Origin of the sequence: Algoriphagus marincola DSM 16067 (assembly GCF_000429405.1) — a bacterium.
In the GTDB taxonomy this organism is placed as follows: Bacteria; Bacteroidota; Bacteroidia; order Cytophagales; family Cyclobacteriaceae; genus Algoriphagus; species Algoriphagus marincola.
This window is the reverse complement of the sequence record NZ_KE386897.1, coordinates 194,215-214,814: the sequence shown is the minus strand read 5'-3', so window position 1 is coordinate 214,814 and position 20,600 is coordinate 194,215. Positions and strand designations below refer to the sequence as shown.

The 20,600-nt window shown below is 42.2% G+C and carries 17 protein-coding genes and 1 tRNA gene; 4 read left to right on the top strand and 14 right to left on the bottom strand.

Annotated elements, in window-relative coordinates; genetic code table 11:
- Window positions 1-67: 67 nt before the first annotated feature.
- The 9 genes from G457_RS0116020 to trxA form a co-directional block, all read right to left on the bottom strand.
- The gene (locus tag G457_RS0116020) at window positions 68-703 is read right to left on the bottom strand and encodes a peroxiredoxin (protein ID WP_026947365.1); all 636 of its coding nucleotides are present in this window, start codon (window positions 701-703) and stop codon (window positions 68-70) included.
- Window positions 704-836: 133 nt separating this feature from the next.
- Entirely contained in the window at window positions 837-1,094 is a 258-nt protein-coding gene (locus G457_RS0116015) for a hypothetical protein (RefSeq protein ID WP_026947364.1), read from the bottom strand.
- A gap of 232 nt (window positions 1,095-1,326) precedes the next feature.
- The gene (locus G457_RS0116010) at window positions 1,327-3,126 is read right to left on the bottom strand and encodes a glycoside hydrolase family 2 protein (protein WP_248602870.1); all 1,800 of its coding nucleotides are present in this window, start codon (window positions 3,124-3,126) and stop codon (window positions 1,327-1,329) included.
- A gap of 621 nt (window positions 3,127-3,747) precedes the next feature.
- Window positions 3,748-3,832 (bottom strand) — tRNA-Ser (locus G457_RS0116005).
- Between the two features lie 270 nt (window positions 3,833-4,102).
- Window positions 4,103-4,594 carry a DUF6691 family protein gene (locus G457_RS0116000; protein WP_026947362.1) on the bottom strand — a complete coding sequence of 164 codons (492 nt, stop codon included), beginning with the start codon at window positions 4,592-4,594 and terminating at the stop codon, window positions 4,103-4,105.
- A 10-nt stretch (window positions 4,595-4,604) separates the two neighbouring features.
- On the bottom strand, window positions 4,605-5,186 hold the full coding sequence (locus G457_RS0115995; protein WP_026947361.1) for a YeeE/YedE family protein: 582 nt from the start codon (window positions 5,184-5,186) through the stop codon (window positions 4,605-4,607).
- Between the two features lie 23 nt (window positions 5,187-5,209).
- Window positions 5,210-6,616: a hypothetical protein gene (locus tag G457_RS0115990; RefSeq protein ID WP_051260861.1), complete on the bottom strand. Its 1,407-nt coding sequence runs from the start codon at window positions 6,614-6,616 to the stop codon at window positions 5,210-5,212.
- A gap of 107 nt (window positions 6,617-6,723) precedes the next feature.
- Window positions 6,724-8,145: an MBL fold metallo-hydrolase gene (locus G457_RS0115985; protein WP_026947359.1), complete on the bottom strand. Its 1,422-nt coding sequence runs from the start codon at window positions 8,143-8,145 to the stop codon at window positions 6,724-6,726.
- Window positions 8,146-8,231: 86 nt separating this feature from the next.
- Complete coding sequence (gene trxA, locus G457_RS0115980) at window positions 8,232-8,552, bottom strand: thioredoxin (RefSeq protein WP_026947358.1); 321 nt, start codon at window positions 8,550-8,552, stop codon at window positions 8,232-8,234.
- A 165-nt stretch (window positions 8,553-8,717) separates the two neighbouring features.
- On the opposite strand from trxA, the gene G457_RS0115975 reads away from it, so the two are divergent.
- The gene (locus G457_RS0115975) at window positions 8,718-11,699 is read left to right on the top strand and encodes a glycosyltransferase family 117 protein (protein WP_026947357.1); all 2,982 of its coding nucleotides are present in this window, start codon (window positions 8,718-8,720) and stop codon (window positions 11,697-11,699) included.
- 47 nt (window positions 11,700-11,746) lie between these two features.
- Here G457_RS0115975 and G457_RS0115970 read toward each other — a convergent pair whose 3' ends face one another.
- The 3 genes from G457_RS0115970 to G457_RS0115960 all read right to left on the bottom strand — a co-directional run bounded on the left by G457_RS0115970 (window position 11,747) and on the right by G457_RS0115960 (window position 14,223).
- Window positions 11,747-12,946, bottom strand: coding sequence for a DUF4221 family protein (locus tag G457_RS0115970; protein WP_026947356.1), 1,200 nt, complete (start codon window positions 12,944-12,946; stop codon window positions 11,747-11,749).
- A 70-nt stretch (window positions 12,947-13,016) separates the two neighbouring features.
- Entirely contained in the window at window positions 13,017-13,214 is a 198-nt protein-coding gene (locus G457_RS0115965; RefSeq protein ID WP_026947355.1) for a hypothetical protein, read from the bottom strand.
- A 229-nt stretch (window positions 13,215-13,443) separates the two neighbouring features.
- On the bottom strand, window positions 13,444-14,223 hold the full coding sequence (locus G457_RS0115960; RefSeq protein WP_026947354.1) for a class I SAM-dependent methyltransferase: 780 nt from the start codon (window positions 14,221-14,223) through the stop codon (window positions 13,444-13,446).
- A 61-nt stretch (window positions 14,224-14,284) separates the two neighbouring features.
- On the opposite strand from G457_RS0115960, the gene G457_RS0115955 reads away from it, so the two are divergent.
- Both G457_RS0115955 and rlmB read left to right on the top strand, forming a co-directional pair.
- Window positions 14,285-15,520 (top strand): GWxTD domain-containing protein, encoded by a 1,236-nt coding sequence (locus G457_RS0115955; RefSeq protein WP_026947353.1) that lies wholly within the window; start codon window positions 14,285-14,287, stop codon window positions 15,518-15,520.
- Entirely contained in the window at window positions 15,493-16,269 is a 777-nt protein-coding gene (rlmB, locus tag G457_RS0115950; RefSeq protein WP_026947352.1) for a 23S rRNA (guanosine(2251)-2'-O)-methyltransferase RlmB, read from the top strand. Before G457_RS0115955 ends, rlmB begins: the two co-directional genes overlap by 28 nt.
- On the opposite strand, the gene G457_RS0115945 is transcribed toward rlmB, so the two are convergent.
- Together G457_RS0115945 and G457_RS0115940 are read right to left on the bottom strand one after the other, a co-directional pair.
- Window positions 16,266-17,339 (bottom strand): mannose-1-phosphate guanylyltransferase, encoded by a 1,074-nt coding sequence (locus tag G457_RS0115945; RefSeq protein ID WP_026947351.1) that lies wholly within the window; start codon window positions 17,337-17,339, stop codon window positions 16,266-16,268. The genes rlmB and G457_RS0115945 overlap by 4 nt on opposite strands.
- Window positions 17,340-17,347: 8 nt before the next feature.
- Window positions 17,348-18,316 (bottom strand): KpsF/GutQ family sugar-phosphate isomerase, encoded by a 969-nt coding sequence (locus G457_RS0115940; protein WP_026947350.1) that lies wholly within the window; start codon window positions 18,314-18,316, stop codon window positions 17,348-17,350.
- Window positions 18,317-18,405: 89 nt separating this feature from the next.
- On the opposite strand from G457_RS0115940, the gene recQ reads away from it, so the two are divergent.
- The gene (recQ, locus tag G457_RS0115935; RefSeq protein ID WP_026947349.1) at window positions 18,406-20,586 is read left to right on the top strand and encodes a DNA helicase RecQ; all 2,181 of its coding nucleotides are present in this window, start codon (window positions 18,406-18,408) and stop codon (window positions 20,584-20,586) included.
- The last annotated feature ends 14 nt before the right edge of the window (window positions 20,587-20,600 follow it).

Below are 20,600 nucleotides of genomic sequence, written 5' to 3'. Positions count from 1 at the left end.
CCCGCAACAAAAAAGGCAGCTCTATCTTAAGTGCTGCCTTTCCAATAAGATCCAATTGCTGACGGAATTATTTGTTCGGTTGTGGAGTCATTCTCAAATAAGGCTTGATTACTCGATGACCTTTCGGGAATTTAGCTGGAATGTCTTCCGTCTTGATCGCAGGTGAAACGACCACATCCTCCCCTTCTTTCCAGTCAGCTGGAGTTGCCACGCTGTAATTTGCTGTCAACTGCAAGGAATCAATCACACGGAGCAGTTCATCAAAGTTTCGCCCTGTGCTTGCAGGATAGGTGATGGTCAATTTGATTTTCTTATCCGGGCCGATGACAAAAACCGAACGAACTGTGAAACTCTCATTCGCATTTGGGTGAATCATATCATAGAGCGTGGATACTTTCTTGTCTTCATCGGCAATAATGGGAAAGTTCACAGCCGTATTTTGAGTTTCGTTGATATCACCAATCCAACTTTTATGACTTTCCAAACCATCCACACTTAAAGCAATCACTTTTACATTTCGCTTGGAGAACTCATCTCTCAATCTTGAGACAGCTCCCAATTCCGTGGTACAAATTGGCGTAAAATCAGCTGGGTGAGAGAATAGCACTCCCCAACTGTCACCTAGATATTCATGGAAGTTAATGGTACCTTCCGTACTTTCTGCTGTAAAATTCGGAGCTTCATCTCCTAGTCGTAATGCCATAATTATTTTTATTTAAAGTCTATAGATTTTATAGGGTAATAGACAAAAGTTAGATCGAAAAAGTTTGTAAGAATTGCATTTTTTTTAAAATGGATGAAAACAGGCGAAGCTTTGGGACAAAACTCAATGAATATTAGTCTCCTTTCTCCTCCCTTCCTTCTTGCTTCTCTTCTTTTATTTTGAAAATTCTTTTCCGAAACACAAGAAAAACGATCAGGATGATCCCAGGAATGATAATGTAGATAACCAGATCTGAAGTATCATTTAGATCAATGGGACCGCTTGGCTTTGGAATTCCTGGCTGATTTTGCGAATAAGCAAGAAGAGGCAGAAAGAAAAAAAGAGATAAAAGATACTTCGCTATTTCTTGAGTTTTTTGTTTGACAGGCATAGATTTTTAGATTGCTTTCTTATTAGTTTAGTGAAATTCTAAGCCAAAAAGAAGTAATCTGCCTCTTGATTTTAAAATATCCAGATGACTAAAGAAGTTCAAGCTACTCCATTTAGGCAAAAAAATTAAGGACTTGATTCAATCTAGTTCAATCCCCCTCAACAGATTTGGATGATAGCCTTTCAAAGGCTCGGACATAAGAATTCATACCTTCCTACCAGTCATCCATCATTCACTTATAGAGCTTTTCATGCATATTTTTCAGCTCTTCTACTGGGATTTTTATGATCTGACGGTCATAGGTCATCAATCCATTGGTTTCTATTTCCACGTCGGTGGTCTGAGTGTAAATTGCAGCAGCCAAACCTCTAGGAATGTATCCAGCCAAATCCTTAATCATTCCGGAATATCTTGCCTTTAACTCCCCAACCGAAGAAAAACTCTGATACCCCCAATTATCTTTTTGCTGCCAGGTATGTCCCTCTATCGGAAGGCCCAAGCCTCCAAATTCCCCCAAAACCATGATCGATTTTTCACCAAATATGTTCGGATCGGGCATTACTGGATCAGGATAATTGTGCAAGTCAAGAATATCTCCGACCACCGAAGCACCTTCCATTTCAAAGTTGCCTCCAGAAGCCGAGTTAATCAATCTACTCGGATCCAACTTTCGTGTCAGATTAACTATTTCACTGGTTTTGAATTGGCCCCAAGCTTCGTTGAATGGAACCCATACCACGATGGATGGGAAAAACTTAAACTCATTGATGATTTCCTGCCATTCCGTCTTGAAAATTGCTTCGGATTCAGGTGTTCTTACCTTTTCAACTCCCTCCCGAATGATACCAGGACGGACTTCCCAACGATTTCCCATGTCCCCACTAGGCATGTCCTGCCAGACCAGCATACCCAATCTGTCTGCATGAAAATACCATCGGGCAGGTTCAACTTTGACATGCTTTCTGATCATATTGAATCCCATTTCCTTGGTTTTTTCAATATCAAAAAGCAAGGCTTCATCCGTGGGTGCGGTGTATAATCCATCTGGCCACCATCCCTGATCCAAAGGACCATATTGAAAAAGTGGCTTGCCATTCAAAAAAATCCGCTGAAAGCCATCCGGTGTTTTTGACATTCGGACATCCCTGTATGCGGCATAAGATTTTACTTCCTCGATTAGCTCATTTCCTTCAAATAATCTAAGGGATACTTGATACAAAAATGGAGAATCAGGTGACCAAGCCTTGGGAGCTGCCAACTTTACCGGCAAAGGTGTGTTGGGCTTGCCCCGAAAGGAACCAACAGCTTGCTCTCCGTCAAAAACAATCACTTCCACTTCCTGCTCGGCTTTAGCTTGTATGACTTCAGGATAAAAAACTTGGAGTCCCCCTTCCCAATCAGTATTGGAGTAGATACCTGAAATATAGCTTTCCGGCACATTCTCCAACCAAACCGTTTGCCAAATTCCCGTGACTGGTGTGTACCAGATTCCTTTGGGCTCTTTGACTTGTTTTCCTCGGGGTTGAGGCCCTGAATCACTGGGATCCCAAACGCGGACCCGGATTTTCTGGGTTTTGCCGGAATTCAATTGAGAAGTGATATCGAAGGAAAAAGAATCGTATCCGCCCTGATGGGTTCCTACTGGCTGATCATTTACCCAAACCTCTGTTTCCCAGTCAGAAGCCCCAAAATGCAATAAAATCCTTTTGTTTTTGGTCGAAAGAGTCAAATCAAAAGACTTTTCATACCAGAGTTCATTTTCAGGACCTACTTCTTTTTGAACTCCTGATAAAAAAGATTCCACCGGAAAAGGAACCGTGATTTTGTCTGTAAAACTAGTCTCTGGTAGTACTCCCTTTGGTAAGATGGAATAATCCCATAGTCCATTTAGATTTTGCCATTCCGTTCTTACCAGTTGTGGCCTTGGATATTCTGGAAGCGGCGCTTTGGAGTCAACTTTTGAAGTCCAGGGAGTGGTCAGGCGTGCAGACTGAGAATACACGAGAAAGGAACCCAAAAGAAAAAAAGTCATTAATAAGATTCGCATAGGTATAGAGATAATGTAGAGACATACATTTAAGGTTTGTAATACCTAAGTTGCAAAAAACAATTATCTTTCCCTCACCACCAATCAGAAATAGCCATGGCTATTTCTCTTGATCTATCCTACCCATCCCGCTCTATCGGGATCCTGTTGCTTTATTTTCAATAGCTCCTCTACAATCAGCAAATCACAAATATCTTGAACATAAGGTTGCTTCAAGCGAATGAATGATTTTTAGCGAGAGGCCGGATTGCAGGGTAGACCCAATGACTCGAAATAAAAAACAGACTTTCCGGGATTGACTAAGGGGATCCCTTTTATGGGGAGTGACAAAAGAAAAGCCTACTCAATCGTTCGATTTGGGCTTCCTGCAATCCCATACGCTCAAGCAAGGTTGGTGTTTTAAATGCAAAAAGCCCTTTCGCGATGCGAAAAGGCTTTTCCTTGCAGAGGAGGAGGTATTGCTCATACGCGCAGGCATGCCGCACAGCCCCTCGCGAATCTCCTTTCAGTCGATTTCAAAACCAGGGGTTCTCATCCCTCCACACCATTTCCAATATTATAGAAACAAAAAAACCAGTCCATTTTATTTGAACTGGTTTTCTAATGCAGAGGAGGAGGGATTCGAACCCCCGGTACCTCGCGGTACAACGGTTTTCAAGACCGCCGCAATCGACCACTCTGCCACTCCTCTATTAGATTGAGATGTTTCCAAAATCGCCGCTCCACGATAGCTATCGGGACGACCACTCTGCCACTCCTCTATTCAACCGAGACAAATATCTCTGTTTCGGTTTGCAAAAGTAAGACCTTTCTCAATTTTGCAAAAGGCTTTCCCATATTTTTAGCAAGGAATTTTCAAGTTTAATTCCACAGCTACATCTGAAGGAAAGCTATCTTATTGACTGCTTGAATGTAAGAAGGCCGCTGCTTACTAAACAACGGCCTCTAATTCTTTGCTGGTTTAATTCGGAAGCTTATCGGCAAACTTTCCGTAAACCCAAGTTCCAGCCAAGGCAGAAATCAAAGTAACCAAAATCACGGTATATCCACTACCTATCTGAGCAAACAATGGCCCTGGACATGCTCCGGTCAAGGCCCAGCCTAATCCGAAGATAAATCCTCCGATCACCTGCCCTTTTCTAAATTCCTTATTTGGAATATTGATAGTCTCACCATGGATGGTTTTTATATTAAAACGCTTGATGATTTGAATCGAGATAATCCCCGTCACCACTGCTGATCCTATCACTCCATACATGTGGAAGGACTGAAGTCTGAACATTTCCTGAATTCGAAACCAGGAAATAATCTCTGCTTTGACAAAGACAATTCCGAAAAGAACACCCAAAATCAAGTATTTCAGCAATTCTAGTCCTTTATCTTCGTGCTTTCGCAAGTTGGGAGCCTCACAATGAGGATCCTGTATCGTTGTTGGCTTTTCTGCTACTTTCATCATTTATCTATTAAAATCCTACCAATTTCATTAAAGGCTCAAGCAAAACGTGCGTCATCAAGAAACCACCGATCATAAAGAAAACTGTGGCTAGCACTGACTGCCATTGCAGGGAGCTGATCCCCATGATTGCATGGCCTGAAGTACATCCACCCGCATAGCGTGTTCCAAAACCTACCATAAAGCCACCGATTACGAAGAAAAGAAGCCCTTTGGCAGTAAATAGATTCTCCCAAGAGAAAATGTCAGCTGGCAATAAGTTACCAAAATCAGTAACACCTAATGCCTTCAAATCTGCCTGAGTTGCTTCTGAGACAATAATTGAATCAGGGTTGGCTAGGAAGTTGGTTGCTACAAAGCCTCCTATCAACACACCAAGTACAAAGAGAAGATTCCACATTTCCTTCTTCCAGTTGTAAGAAAAGAAGGGTATACCTGCTGGTACACAGGCCGCGCAGACGTGTCTAAGTGAAGAGGAAATACCAAAGGTTTTATTTCCTAAGATCAATAGCGCCGGCACTGTCAGTCCGATCAAAGGACCAGCCACATACCAGGGCCAGGGTTGAGTAATCCATTCCATAAGTTGATTCATATTTATTTATTCGTTTTTCTAATTTAAAATCTATAATCCAATATTATTGAGGTATTTACCATATTCACCCGATTGATTACGTATTCAATAGGCGTGATTTGATTGGCATATTGCCTTTTCCCCACCACCAATAATTGCAAGTCCAATCCCTTGAAGAATCCATCAAACCGATAATCGATCAATCCGCTGAAGTGATAATAGTTTGGAATCCCATATTTATTCAACCTTACATCTTCAAAATCAGCAGTATCCGTATGGGAAGCCCCTACGCTTACTTTTAATTTGTCATGGATAAAGGTATGATCATACTGCACCATAAAGGAGTTCCCCCCACCTAGGCCTTCAAATCGCTCTCGCTGAAGGCTTACAAAGAACTGCTCTCTTCCCCATTCCCTTGGAAATAGAAAACGTCCGTGGTCGGATATTCCCAAGTAATTGAAAGTAAGAAGTGCATGTGGCCACTTCAACCCTGCCCTTAACCCCATTCCAAATGACTTTTCATTTGGGAGAATGTAAGCTTTTTCTGGTTCTGGATTTCCTCCATTTCCAAGAGCTGTTTGAGCAAAACCTTGAACACCCCAAACCCAGTCAGTAGTTCCAGAGCTTTTTGCAGAACCAGTGGCTTGCAAAAAGGAAATTCCAAAGACACCTTCAGCAAGGTAATTCCAAGATTGGATATGTAATGAATTATTCAAATACTCCACTCCAAATATCCCTATCCCCTTGGATTCGATATGATGCTTGTAAGAGTCATCAGATCCCAGTGGATTTCTTCCTGTGCTGTAGAATCCAAAGGACTCCTCTACCGGCAACCACTCTAAGGATCCTCGGGAGATCACATGAGAAAACCAAGCTCCATTGAAATGGAATTTACCTGGAGTATAATCTACAGACAGTCCACTAAATAAATTTGGACGCAATCTATTGTCGGAAGCATTCAAAAGGGGGCTTTCAAAATGGTGCCTCCCTACCCAAACTGAAAGATCTTCTTTCTGATACGAGAGGAACAACTCTTCCAGACGATCCATATCCTTGTTATTTGCTGGGTGATGGACATCATAAAGTAGGATTTCATAGCGATTTCCTACTCCGGTAATCGGATCTAGCTTTTGAATATTATTTTCATAATGCCTGAAAACAAAGAATCCACTGAAACCCAATCCAAAACCTTTCCATCTTGGACTGAAGTAACCTAAGCCTGCGCCCGTTCCCCAGGTGCTGTAATCCATCAAGTCCCCTTGATTGACGGTACTCATAAAGAAAGAACGTAAGTGGAATTCGAATGAACCCTCACGAAGGACTTTTCCGAATAATTTCTGATCTGAAGGAGTCTCTACCTCCTCTGCATGACCATGCTGAGCTGCCACATCAATAACTCCAAATCCTATACTAACTAGGCTCAGCAAAAGCACTGCAAAATTGCGTTTCATTCTTGACATAAAATTGTGACTTTGATCACATCAGATCGGGTGATATCAAAAATGGCAAGCCTTTCGGCCTGCCATTTTGGGATTAAGCAACTTTTCTAAACTTATCTTTAGAGTAAAGTAGTTGGGCAGACATAGTCAGAAACTTTCAATTTGCCTGACTCTTTGATCGCGGTAAAACCGCCTGCCACATCAATCAAATTATCATATCCTCTCGCCTTCAAAATTGAATTGAAGATCATGGAGCGGTAGCCTCCTGCACAGTGTACATAGTAGGTTTCATCCTTCTTCACTTTCAGCATGGAATCATTGATATAGTCCAATGGCGCATTTTCAGCATCAATTACATGCTCTGACATGAATTCAGAGTTCTTTCTCACATCCAGAATGTGGATACCGGGATCCCCTTCCTTGATTTTCGCCAATTCGTCTACAGAGATAGATGTGATGGAATCTACTTCATGACCACTTTCTTTCCATGCTTTGAAGCCTCCCTGTAGGTATCCAATGGCAAAGTCATATCCTACTCGTGCCAATCTGGTAATTACCTCCTCTTCACGACCTTCTTCTGCGACTACTAGAATTTCTTGCTTTAGGTCTGGGATCATTGCTCCCACCCATACGGCAAAGCTTCCGTCGATTCCGATATTGATGGAATTTGGGATAAATCCTTTGGCAAAGACCTGCGCATCACGAGTATCCAAAATCATCGCTCCCGTCTCATTTGCAGCAGCTTCAAATTCATTTGGACTCAATGGTCTGATACCTCGCTCCAATACCTCATCAATGCTGTCATAGCCTTGAATATTCATCAGAACGTTTTGAGGGAAATAAGCCGGAGGAGGAGTCAATCCAGTCAATACTTCTTTGATAAACTTTTCTTTTGTCATCTCTTGAAGCGCATAATTGGTCTTCTTTTGATTGCCCAAAGTATCCGAAGTCTCCTTACTCATATTTTTACCACAAGCAGATCCTGCACCATGTGCCGGATAGACGATCAAGTCATCTGAAAGAGGCATAATTTTATTTCTCAAGGAGTCATAAAGATGAGCTGCCAGTTTCTCCTGCGTCAAATCTTTTACGACTTTCTGAGCTAAGTCCGGACGGCCAACATCTCCGATAAATAAGGTATCACCTGTAAATAAAGCTTCCTCTTTACCATCTTCATTGATAAGAAGGTAGCAAACGGACTCCATTGTATGTCCTGGAGTGTGAATAACTTTGATTTTGGCCTTTCCTAGTTCAAAAACCTGATTGTCCTCAGCCACAATGGCGTCAAAACCCATTTTCATTCCTGTAGGACCGTATACGATCTTGGCACCTGTCTTTTCGGCCAAGTCTTGGTGACCAGAAACAAAGTCTGCATGGAAGTGAGTCTCCAATACATACTTGATTTTTGCGCCTCGGCGCTCAGCTTTTTCAATGTAAGGTTGTACCTCTCTTAGTGGGTCAATTACGGCTGCTTCGCCGTCTGACTCGATGTAGTAGGCTCCTTGAGCCAGGCATCCGGTATAGATTTGTTCGATCTTCATAGGTTCTGTTTATTATGTTTCTATCAAATAATAATCAAATTTAAGAAGTGATTAAAGCCTTTTAAATGACTTTTGTCACATCAGAATCAAGCATTTACCATCAATTGGGATTCGATGACTTTAACCAATTGATGAGCAGGCACCACACCTGACTCTCTCCAAAGGACTTTTCCCTTTTGGAATAAGATCAAAGTTGGCACTCCTCGTACTTGGAAAGTGGAAGCAGCTAAAGGATTTCTATCCACATCTACTTTGACAATTTTGATCCGGTCACCCAATTGACGGGAAGTATCTTCGAGAATCGGCTGCATCATTTTGCAGGGACCGCACCAAGTGGCAAAGAAGTCTACTAAAACAGGAGTGTCCCCGTTTATCAGTTCCTGAAAGGTTTTTGGTTGTGCGCTCATAAGACTGCTTGTTTTTAAATTACTCTACAAAAGTAAAGGCAGGTCAAAAGCAAATCAGTAATATTTATCACAGGAGCAGTTCCTCATCATTTTTTTAAAAAGTGCTAAAAAAAATTCTCTTGGGAATAAATTTCCTATTTTCGTCCGTCTAAAATTACCGTATTGATGCTCAATTTTAAGCAACTCAACAACATCACCGGCTGGGTGGTGTTTGTGATAGCGACATTAGTCTATATTCTTTCAGTAGAACAAACGGCCAGTTTTTGGGATCCGGGAGAATTCATCGCCGTTTCCTATAAGCTCCAAGTACCCCACCCTCCCGGTGCACCTTTCTTTTTGTTGGTGTATCGGATGTTTAGCTTTATGGCTTTTGGCAATGAACTGGAGATCGCCTATTGGATGAATGTGGGATCAGCAGTTTTCTCCGGATTGACCATTTTATTTTTGTTTTGGTCCATCACTCTTTTTGGAAGAAAGCTCTTCGGGGTCGTTCCGGGTGAAGAAAGCAAAGGACAGACCATCAGCCTTTTGGGAGCGGGGATCGTTGGTTCCCTGATTTACACTTTCTCAGATAGCTTTTGGTTTTCGGCTGTTGAGGCGGAAGTTTATGCCATGTCATCCTTCTTTACGGCCATTGTCATTTGGGCTTTCCTCAAGTGGGATGTCATCAAGGACCCTAGAGAGGAAAATAAGTGGATGATCTTCATTGCTTATTTGGTAGGTCTTTCCATCGGTGTTCACTTGCTCAATTTGGTAGCTTTGCCCGCATTGGCACTGATTTATTATTTCAAAAAATATCCTAATCCAAATCTCAAAGGTGCTGCAATCGCATTTGTGCTCGGAGGGGTAGCTTTGGTCATCATCAATAACATCATTATCCCAGGCCTTCCAAGTCTAGCCGGCTCGACGGAGATATTTTTCGTCAATAGCCTTGGTCTACCTTTCGGGTCAGGAATTATTTTCTTTATCGCAGCATTCTTCACTGCCTTGTATTTCGGCTATCGCTATTCCTATAAAAAAGAAATGGCAGGACTGAACACCATCCTGCTTTCCTTAATCTTTATTTTGATCGGTTACAGTTCCTACACGCTGATCGTTATTCGGGCAAATCAAGATCCTGTTATCAACGAAAACGCTCCCAAGGACATCATTAGCTATGTTTCTTACCTGAAGCGTGAGCAATATGGCTACAGACCCCTACTCCATGGGCAGTATTTCACCGCCAAACTTACCGATCAGGTAGAAGGTGACCCCATTTACCGAAAGGGTAAAGACAAATATGAAATCGCTGACTATCAACTCGTAAATACTTACGAAAAAGAGAAAACCACTATTCTCCCACGAGTCTATTCGACGCAGGAAAACCACAAGCGGATTTACCGACAAAAATTAGGACTTCGGGAAGGACAGGATCCGACCTTTGGAGACAATCTGCGCTTTATGTTCAGTCATCAGTTGGGACATATGTATTGGCGCTATTTTATGTGGAATTTCTCCGGTAGGGAAAGTGATTTTACTGATGCTCCTTGGATCGGAATTACTGACGCCTTTTCGGATAAGTTTCCGGATTATATCAAAGAAAATAAGGGGCACAACAATTACCTGATGCTTCCCCTCCTATTGGGAATCATCGGCTTGTTTTTCCAAGCCAAAGTTGATCCAAAATCCTTTTATGTGAATCTAATGCTCTTCCTGATGATGGGAGTGGTCTTGGTACTTTACCTCAATTCACCCCCTGTCGAACCTCGGGAGCGAGACTACATTTATGTGGGTAGTTTCTATGCCTTCGCCATTTGGGCTGGAATGGGTGTCTTGGCTATTGCTCATGGACTGGGGAAAGTCACCAAAAACCTGGCAACAGCCGGAATCATTGCTACTCTCCTGACTCTACCGGTAGCGGGTCTTATGGCTGCCGAAAACTGGAATGATCACAATAGAAAAGGACGCTATTTCTCAGTAGATGCAGCGAGGAACTTTCTTGCATCCTGTGCTCCAAATGCTATCCTTTTCACGGGTGGCGACAATGATACCTTCCCGCTTTGGTATGTACAGGAAGTGGAAGGTTTCCGTACGGATGTAAGGGTGATTGTACTCAGCTATTTTGATACGGACTGGTACGTAGATCAGATGACTCGACCAGCCAATGAATCTGAGCCACTTCCCTTCTCGCTTTCTCCTGAGCGCTACCAAAAAGGAACCAATGATGTCTTGTATGTCATGGAGCGGGAAGGTCTCGATGCGATTTCAGCTCGAGAATACATCAAATTGCTTAACTCCGGCTCTAATCTGCTCAAAATGCAGACGGGAGGAAAAAGCGAGATCAATATGGTGCCGTCCAGAAACCTGATTTTGGAAGTGGACAGTGCGGCTGTGTTCCAAAAAGGAATCATTCCCGAGGAATTCGAACAGCTTTTTACCCCGCAAATCAACTTGCAGATCAAAGGTCAGTATGTGACCAAAGGAACCATGATGTTGATCGACTTAATCGCTACCAATAATTGGGAGCGACCGATCTACTTCAACAATACCTCCCTAGCCACTATTGGAATCAATGTATCCGATCACGTGGTGATGGAAGGATTGACTTACCGACTGCTACCCATCCGCAAGCCATCGTTCATTCGGGAAGAATTGGTGAATGCTGACTTAGCCTATGAAAATTTCATGGAGAAGTTTGCCTTCCGTGGGATGGACAATCCAGACGCTTACTTAGATGAAGAGTATCGTAGATTCGCCTCCAATCATCGAAGTGCTGTCAACAGCATTGCTATGGCACTACTCGACCGGGACCAAATTGACCGGGCAGCGGAGGTGCTAAATAAAGGGCTCGAAGTCATGCCGGATGAAGCTATCCCTTACGACCTTTCCAGTGGACAGTCTGTACCGCTTTTCTTTGAAGTAGGTGAGGATGACAAGGCTTTGGATATCGTGGATAAGGTTTCCAAGCGCTCATTGGATATGATCGAGTTTTATCTGGAAGAAAACCGGGATTATGACCGGGATATGATGATCTCGATCGAAATGATTCGCTACTTCATCCCACTTTTGGAAGAGCGAGGATACACCGAAAAGGCAGAAGAATTACAACTCAGAATGGACTCCTTACTAGGTCCTCAAGAATCGGGAGGTTTACGTCCGACGAGATAAAAAAGAAAGGCTGGGTGGCCAATCCAGCCTTTTAAATAGCCTAATTTTCAATTTTTCCTACGAATCCGAAGCAAACCCAATTCAATCGAGTTTTCTTCATTAATTAGAGACTCCTTTGACCAAAATGCCATTCCTTCTGAATAAACGAAGCTATCCTCCAACCAATATTCTTCTGGTAACTCTATTTCATCAACCACAGCAAACCCTTCATCAAATACCATGATATATCCCGGCTTGGTCAGGGCACTGCTTGGATTGGAATCAATTTGTAATCTTGGCTGACTCCCCCAATGCGTACGAAGATAAAAACCAGAGCTAGAATCAAATATTACGCTGTTAAACCAAGTACCTAGTAGTCGAAATTCTTGAGGTGGCAAGGAAAAATCCTGCATATTTTGAGAAAATTTACTCTTGCCCCCATATATTGACCGATCACCTGTTCTTAGATCAAAAGTGTAGATATTTGATTCAAAAATAAATCCATATATGATTTTTCCTTTATGATAGGAATAGTTTGGCATTCTTTCAATTACCTCCCCATTCCTTTCATATATAACCCTTGAGTGACTTATTGGTAAAAAATCTACTTCGCCTTCTAAATTAATCCTGCCAAAAATTGAATGTGGATCTTTTGACTTAAACTTCCTCTCTTTAACTGATTCATTCAAAAAATGAAGAATGAATGACCTCTTATCTTTTTCATATACGATCCGTGCATCATTATAATTATAAAAATAACCCAAAGGCTGTCCAGATTCTGAATCAGATACCCTCAAGTCCAATTTTTTGATCACTTTAGCATCAGAGGAAACAATTTTGAGAGAAATGGAAGTATCAAGAATGGCGATCGAATCAGGGGATATAACTTTCAACTGATAGACTCTTTCGATGCCATTTGGACCATCAGATTCGAGATTAATTCTGTGGCTGAATTTCTTCTCCGTCAAGTTAAACACATCGATAGAATTTAAAGCATGATTATGACCAAAAAGCCAATCGGTATTTTCCTTAGTGTAGATATCTCTTTTGGCATAATAGGTAAGTGTTAATGAATCACCTAGTAGGTTCACTTTTTCAAAATCATATTCGATTTCAATTTTAGAAACTTTATTATCTTCTAAATAATTTTGTTCAAAGACTCCACAGGAATAAAGCAAAAATAGGCAAAGTGAGTATACAGTAAATCTCCAATAATAGATACTTCCTATGTCTTTAATCACACTAGAGAGCTTGTCTTTAATCTTCATACTATTTGATATTGATACACAAAAAAGACTACCTCAATATTGGTAGTCTTTGATTCAATTCCAGTTTAAATTAATTGCAATTGTAGCAAATGCAGGAATAACCATCCGACGCGGTATCGCAGTAGTTGTAAGTACCGCTTGGACATCTATCTCCATTTTTACATTTTTTCCCCTCATCTCCCCCCAATCCTTGAGCCTGAATACCTGGATCATTGAACATGAATACCATTCCGATAGCCATCATTCCTCCAATCAATAATTTTTTCATTTCAATCAAATTTTAAGGTTTAACATTTAGATTTGGACGAAAGAAAGAAAGAAAGAAAGAAGCAAGTTTTTAGTTTAATTTTTTTCAAATTTTCGTGCTAATCTGAAGAGCGGTTCCCTTAACAGAGTCATCTTTAGTTTGTCAATTTGGCTCTGATCGAAAAATTAATAACAGGCTAAATTCGCCATCCAAAATACATCTCTGTTATAATTGTCATTATCCATGAGAATTATAATTTCTTCCATAGCACATAAAACAAATCCAGTCCCTCTGAAGCATTTTCTACAAGCGGATAGTCTTCATGGGTGATTTGCACGACTGAATCCCCTTGCTCCTGATGCAGTTTATTTCGGTTCATCCGATTAAGGATCTCATAGGGAATCCGCAGAATCCAAGCGGGAAGTCTATGCTGTAAGTCCAGCACATCGAATCGCATGATTTTCTGAACCGACTTCCGATTGGCCTCATGATAATTCCATACTTTTTCATTGCCACCGATTCCTTTGGCTTCCACCCGGTCAAAAATACTCCCTGCCAAATCTATAAGCTCCTGCGGGACATATTCCCGGACATGCCAAGGATTTCGGGACAGGGTGTGTGTATTATTCGGAGTAGAAATAATTGCCTTTCCACCGGGCTTTAGCATCCGGTAGATTTCCTGAAGAAAAAGCCGGTCATCCTGAATATGCTCAATCACCTGAAAGCTCACAATTGTATCGAAGCTTTCATCCCCAAAGCCTTCAAAAGGCGGTATCACAGCCTGTCGAAAATCCACTCCCGGAAAGCGCTGACGTAGGTCTGAGATCACCTCTCCGATCTTATCAATCCCAACATAAGAGGTTGCCAGAGGTAATAAAGTCTCCACTCCTCGTCCTTCTCCACAGCCTATTTCGAGCAAATCTCCCTTAATCCAGGGCTTGGCTGCAATGTATGCTTTGAGTAGTCGTTGATGAATAGGATTGTCGCTCACCAACTTATCTGAGGCGATTTCCGTTGTGTAGGTAGCCATGTAAAATTTTACTATTTTGGCAAAAGTAAGTTTAATTTTTAAAACCCTAGAATTTGAACCCATGATGCAGAAAAACCTCCTCGTTCGGATATTTTTTCTACTGATTATCTCTCACCCATTTCAATCGCTAGCGCAAAAGTCCCTCAGCAATATCAACCAAGCTCTTCGATATTCCCGCTATTCCCGTTTAGGCTTGAAAATCATTCCCGTACAGATTAGTGAGACGCAATTCAAAGTGCAGTTTATCGCTGAGAAAATTGAAGAAAATCCCGAATACAATGCCTACAGCTTTTCCTATGCGCTTTTGGATAGCTATGACATCCCCATTGAGCCAGAGGATACGCAGCTTTTTGGTCCAGCTGATTTGGTCTATGACACAGATCGGCATTGGGTTTTTGAGAAAACTATCGCAATCGAAGAGGAAAAAGAGCAACTCATGGTGCTTTTTACGGCTTTAGACACACGACAAGGCGATGAATATCATTACCATATTGATCTGAAAAGCGCATTTGTTGAATCCCATCCTACCTTCGGAGCATACTATGCAAATGAAGTCCCTTTTGACCAAAATTACCTGAATGCCGGAGAGGCCCTACTTTTCAAAACCACCCAAGGGCCTACTCTTCATTCATTTTTTTATCCAATGAATTTCGATGTACCCTACCCTCCTATGGAAACTAAACCAGCACCAGTGCCAAGGGAATTGGAAGTAGTGGATCAGGGAGATTTTTTGGAAAACATCCCCAAGCAACTCGACCAATTAGGATATTACTTCTTTCAGCAGGACACAGCTGAGGCTTCAGGCCTTTTGCTTAAAACTACCCACGAAGCATTTCCGAAAGTGAAAGATTGGGATGAAATGGTAGAGATGGTTACTTACATTTCGACGAGAAAGGAACACGAAGATTTACTCGCAGCTTCCGACAAAAAGAAAGCCCTTGACGAATATTGGCTCAAACTGACTCGAAACCCAGAAACAGCCAAAGAATTGATCCGGGAGTACTTTCGTCAGGTAGAGTTTGCGAATATTCTCTTCACTGATTTCAAGGAAGGGTGGAAAACTGACAAAGGAATGGTCTATATCATCATGGGGCCTCCACAGGAGGTGACCTTCTCGCTAGATCGGGAAATCTGGAGCTATCAGGGAATCGGTGAAAGTTCGAAAATTCGCTTTACCTTTGCCCGGGTAAAAAATATACTCACCCCACACTATTACACCCTGAACCGATCCCGAGCATATCAGCCGGTTTGGTTCAAAAATATATCCCAATGGAGAAGCGGAAAGATGGCTTTTTGATCGAAAAAGGCGAACACGATAAAGATTTTATTTTTGGTACACGAGCTGTGATGGAGGCAATCCATGCAGGGAGGGAAATCGACAAGATACTCGTTCAGAAAGAGTCCAACAATGACCTGATCAAAGAGCTACTGAAAGAAAGTAAGCAGGCAGGAATCCCGATCGTAAGAGTACCCGAGGCTAAGTTAAACCGCATCACCCGGAAAAACCATCAGGGAGTAATTGCTCATCTCTCTTCGATCACCTACGCATCCCTGGATCATGTGATAGACAATTGCTATGCAGTAGGAAAGTCTCCCCTGCTTTTGGTATTGGATCAAATTACTGATGTTCGAAACTTTGGAGCGATCGCCCGGACAGCCGAATGTGCTGGAGTTGATGCTTTGGTTATTCCTGAGAAAGGTAGCGCTCAAATCAATGCTGAGGCCGTCAAAACATCAGCCGGTGCTTTGAATTTCCTTCCAGTAGCACGAGTTAAAAACCTTTTCTTTGCTTGCCGCGACCTTCAAAAGATGGGACTTTCGCTAGTAGCCGTCACAGAAAAGTCTGAAAAGGAGATGTATGAAGCGGATTTTTCAGGACCTGTTGCCATGATTCTTGGTTCGGAAGAAAATGGTATTTCAGAAGAGATTCTGAATATCGTAGATGAGCGAGTCAAAATACCGATGATTGGGAATATTGACAGCTTGAACGTGTCCGTATCTGCGGGAGTAGCGATTTACGAGGTTATCCGTCAGCGAAAAGGCTAAACGAAATCTTCGCCTTTTTTTCGGGCATTACTTACAAACTGACGGAAGCGCTTTTCCCCATCAAGCGGACAAATCAACAGCACATTATCTGTATCGCTAACTAGATAATTTTCAAGACCTTCGACTACAATGAGCTTTCCTGAGTCAGACTTGATGTAGCTCTTTTTAGTCCCGTAAAGCATGACATTGCCTTCGATAACATTTTCGTCCTCATCCTGCTCTCGAACCTCATGCAGGCTTTGCCAGGAACCCAGATCTGACCAAGAAAAATCCCCAAGAATCACATAGACATCAGAAGATTTTTCCATCAAACCATAGTCTACCGAGATGTTTTTAAACTGCAAGTAGGCCTTGGTGATAAAGTCTGCTTCACGATCGGAGCCAAAGTGCTCCTCCCCTTCCTGAAAAATCTCAGCCAAATCCGGCATGTGTTTTTCCATAGCTTGAATAAGGCTCGCACACTTCCAAATAAATATTCCGGAGTTCCAGACAAAATCACCACTATCAATAAATGCTTTGGCCAATTTGATATTCGGCTTTTCGGTGAAAGTCTTGACTTTAAGGGCATCTTTTCCACTGCCTTCCACATATTGGATATACCCATAACCTGTCTCAGGCCTGTTGGGCTTAATTCCTAAAGTCACCAATCTTCCCGGTTCATTAGCCGCCACTAGTGCTTTTTTGATAGATTTGAAAAACTTATTCTCCTGCTGAATCAAGTGATCCGACGGAGTGATAATCATCGTGGCATTGGGATCAATGGAATGGATTTTATAGCCTGCATAGGCGATGCAAGGCGCAGTATTTTTTCGGTTAGGCTCGCTAAGAATCTGATAATCCTGAAGTTCGGGCAATTGTTCCTTAACTAAGTCAACGTATTTCCGATAGGTAATCACAAAAAACTGCTCTGGACTCGCCAACTGTCTAAATCGATCGTAGGTCATCTGAAGGAGTGTCCTTCCAGTACCCAAAATATCCAAAAATTGCTTTGGCCGCTTTCTGCGGCTATAAGGCCAAAAACGGGAACCTATTCCCCCGGCCATGATGACTATGTAGGGTTTATTGTGCATGAATCATTTTAGACGATTCCTTCTTTCATTAGTTCGTGAATATGAACAAATCCTGCGATTTTTTCCCCATCTAAAGCTACCAGCTGTGTAATATTGTGTGCTTTCATGACATTCAAGGCCCGAATAGCATACTCTTCTTTTGCAATCGTCTTGGGACTTTGAGTCATGATGTCAGAAGCCTTGAGAGACTGAATATTCAAGGTTTTTTGAAGCATTCTTCGAAGATCTCCGTCGGTAATTATACCTACCAGTTTTCCTTGAGAATCCTCTACCGCAGTAGCACCTAGTCTTTTCCCGGATATTTCTACAATCACCTCCGGAATGCCGGCATCCTCGCTTACTACCGGAATTTCGTCCTGACGAATGACATCTTCTACTTTTAAATAAAGCTGCTTTCCTAAGGCTCCACCCGGATGATATTCAGCAAAATCGTCCGAGGTAAAGCCTTTGGCCTCAAGAAGACAAACTGCCAAAGCATCACCCAAGGCCAAATGGGCAGTGGTACTACTAGTTGGAGCCAAATTGAGAGGGCATGCCTCTTCCTCTATAGTTGCGTTCAATACAAATGTGGCCTGCTCGGCGAGGTAGCTTTGAGTGTTGCTCACCAAGGCGACTAGAATAGAACCTCTTTTCTTCAATAGAGGAACCAAGACTTTGATCTCAGGCGTATTGCCGCTTTTGGAAATGCAGATTACCACATCTTCTCGCTGCACCATCCCCAAGTCTCCATGAATGGCATCAGCAGCATGCATAAAAAGTGCCGGAGTCCCAGTTGAATTCAACGTCGCAACAATCTTATTGGCAATGATGGCGCTTTTCCCCACTCCCGTGATTACTACGCGACCTTTGGATTCTAAAATAGCGGAAACACAGGCCTCGAAGTCCTCATCAAGCAATGAAATCAAGTTTTTGATCGAATCTGCCTCATTTTGCAAAACTCTCGTGGCAGTATTTCTAATATTTTTCGCTAAATTCAATTTTACCTGCGTTAATCACTAATTTTGAACAAAGGTATAAAACTAATCGATCAATCCCGTTTTCAGATTACTGTAAAGCACCCGTTCCTGTGGAAGAAAAAGTCAAATCGGATTTAAAAGAAATATTTGGTTTTAGCCAATTCAGAGGCAATCAAGAACCAATTGTAGATAACCTCCTGAAGGATCGTAATACCTTCGTCATCATGCCTACCGGAGCTGGTAAGTCACTTTGCTATCAGCTGCCTGCCGTGGTCCGTGATGGTACTGCTATCGTGATTTCTCCACTGATAGCCTTGATGAAAAACCAGGTGGATCAGTTGAATGCAATTGGTATCAATGCACACTTTCTGAACTCGACACTCAGTAAGTCAGAGTCCAATCGAGTTAAATCGGAGGTTTTGGCTGAAAAGACCAAATTACTCTATGTCGCTCCTGAATCCCTCACCAAGGAGGAAAATGTAGAATTCCTAAAATCAGCTAAGATCAGTTTTGTGGCCATTGATGAGGCACACTGTATCTCCGAGTGGGGACATGATTTCCGCCCAGAATACCGGAGAATCAAATCCATTGTCTATCAAATCGCCCCCAACCTTCCCATCATTGCACTGACCGCTACTGCTACTCCAAAAGTACAGCAGGATATTCAGCGAAATCTGCAGATGGAAAGTGCTGATATCTTCAAGTCCTCATTTAATCGGACAAATCTTTTTTATGAAGTACGTCCAAAATCAAAGAATGAGACAAAAAAGCAGCTGATCAAATTCATCAAGTCGCATAAAGGAAAATCAGGCATTATCTACTGCCTAAGTAGAAAGAAAGTAGAGGAAATTGCAGATCTCCTTCGTGTGAATCAAATCAATGCAGCCCCATATCATGCTGGATTGGATGGAGCTGTACGGATCAAAAATCAAGATGATTTTCTAAATGAAGAGGTCGATGTAATCGTAGCGACCATTGCTTTTGGAATGGGGATTGACAAGCCCGATGTACGCTATGTCATCCATTATGATGTACCCAAATCACTTGAGGGCTATTATCAGGAAACAGGTAGAGCAGGAAGAGATGGCCTGGAAGGTCACTGCTTGATGTTTTACCGATATGAGGATATCGTCAAGCTTGATAAATTCAACAAGGATAAAGCCGTCACGGAGCGTGAAAATGCCCGAATTCTTCTTCAAGAAATGGCGGCATACGCAGAGACGGGCGTTTGTAGAAGGAAATTCATCCTAAACTACTTCGGAGAAACCCTTAATGAAGACTGCGGATATTGTGACAATTGTAAGCGAGACCGCGAAACTTTCGAGGGAATGGAATTCCTTCAAATCGCATTGGAAGCTGCCATTCAGACTAAAGAGCGATTTGGCTTGGAACACTTAGTGGATGTGATCACCGGTCAAATGAATGACTACATTCAAAGCTACAAGCATGATAAGCTGGCCGTTTACGGAAAAGGCTCTGAAGAAACCGCAAAGACCTGGACCTCCATTTTAAGACAAGCCTTGGTTTTCAATTTCCTAGAAAAAGACATTGAAAATTACGGAACCTTAAAGGTTTCCGAGAAAGGAAAGGCATTCCTAGAGGCTCCTTACTCGGTAGATTTCTTCAAAGACCATGATTTCGAGCGAGAAATGGAAAACGAGCAGCCTGAAGTCGAGGTGAGTTCAGGAGGAGTAGCCTATGATGAAAAGCTCTTTGAGCTTCTCAAGGCAGAAAGAAAAAAAGTAGCCCGTGCCAAAGGACTACCTCCTTACGTCATTTTCCAGGATCCTTCTTTAGAGGAAATGGCTACCATCTACCCTACTACCCGCGATGAACTCGCACAGATTAACGGGGTTGGTATGGGAAAAGTAGCTAAATTTGGTGGGCCCTTTCTCAAACTCATCGCCAACTATGTAGAAGAGAATGAGATTGAGACGGCTTCAGAAGTGGTGGTAAAAACTGCCGGTTCCCGGTCCAAAGTGAAAATCTCCATCATCCAACAAATCGACCGTAAAATCGACTTGGATGAGATTGCTGAAAACCTCAACCTCAGTATGAACGAACTGCTTCAAGAGATTGAACAGATCATCTACTCAGGCACCAAGTTGAATATCGATTATTACATCGAGCATATCATGGACGAGGAGCGCGAGGAGATTCTCCATGATTATTTTATGAGCGCAGAAAGCGATCATATAAAACCTGCCCTTGAAGAACTTGAGGATGAGGACTTTGCAGAAGACGAACTGCGGGTCTATCGAATCAAATTTATTTCAGAGCACGCCAATTAAATTAGACATTACTC

Bases quoted from the DNA above. Each gene is read 5' to 3' on its own strand.
- G457_RS0116000 (WP_026947362.1), bottom strand. From the start codon at position 4,594: ATGAAAGTAGCAGAAAAGCCAACAACGATACAGGATCCTCATTGTGAG.
- G457_RS0115960 (WP_026947354.1), bottom strand. From the start codon at position 14,223: ATGGCTACCTACACAACGGAAATCGCCTCAGATAAGTTGGTGAGCGAC.
- G457_RS0115990 (WP_051260861.1), bottom strand. From the start codon at position 6,616: ATGAAACGCAATTTTGCAGTGCTTTTGCTGAGCCTAGTTAGTATAGGA.
- G457_RS0115955 (WP_026947353.1), top strand. From the start codon at position 14,285: ATGATGCAGAAAAACCTCCTCGTTCGGATATTTTTTCTACTGATTATC.
- trxA (WP_026947358.1), bottom strand. From the start codon at position 8,552: ATGAGCGCACAACCAAAAACCTTTCAGGAACTGATAAACGGGGACACT.
- G457_RS0116010 (WP_248602870.1), bottom strand. From the start codon at position 3,126: ATGACTTTTTTTCTTTTGGGTTCCTTTCTCGTGTATTCTCAGTCTGCA.
- G457_RS0115970 (WP_026947356.1), bottom strand. From the start codon at position 12,946: ATGAAGATTAAAGACAAGCTCTCTAGTGTGATTAAAGACATAGGAAGT.
- G457_RS0116020 (WP_026947365.1), bottom strand. From the start codon at position 703: ATGGCATTACGACTAGGAGATGAAGCTCCGAATTTTACAGCAGAAAGT.
- G457_RS0115965 (WP_026947355.1), bottom strand. From the start codon at position 13,214: ATGAAAAAATTATTGATTGGAGGAATGATGGCTATCGGAATGGTATTC.
- G457_RS0115995 (WP_026947361.1), bottom strand. From the start codon at position 5,186: ATGAATCAACTTATGGAATGGATTACTCAACCCTGGCCCTGGTATGTG.
- G457_RS0115975 (WP_026947357.1), top strand. From the start codon at position 8,718: ATGCTCAATTTTAAGCAACTCAACAACATCACCGGCTGGGTGGTGTTT.
- G457_RS0115945 (WP_026947351.1), bottom strand. From the start codon at position 17,339: ATGCACAATAAACCCTACATAGTCATCATGGCCGGGGGAATAGGTTCC.
- rlmB (WP_026947352.1), top strand. From the start codon at position 15,493: ATGGAGAAGCGGAAAGATGGCTTTTTGATCGAAAAAGGCGAACACGAT.
- G457_RS0115985 (WP_026947359.1), bottom strand. From the start codon at position 8,145: ATGAAGATCGAACAAATCTATACCGGATGCCTGGCTCAAGGAGCCTAC.
- G457_RS0116015 (WP_026947364.1), bottom strand. From the start codon at position 1,094: ATGCCTGTCAAACAAAAAACTCAAGAAATAGCGAAGTATCTTTTATCT.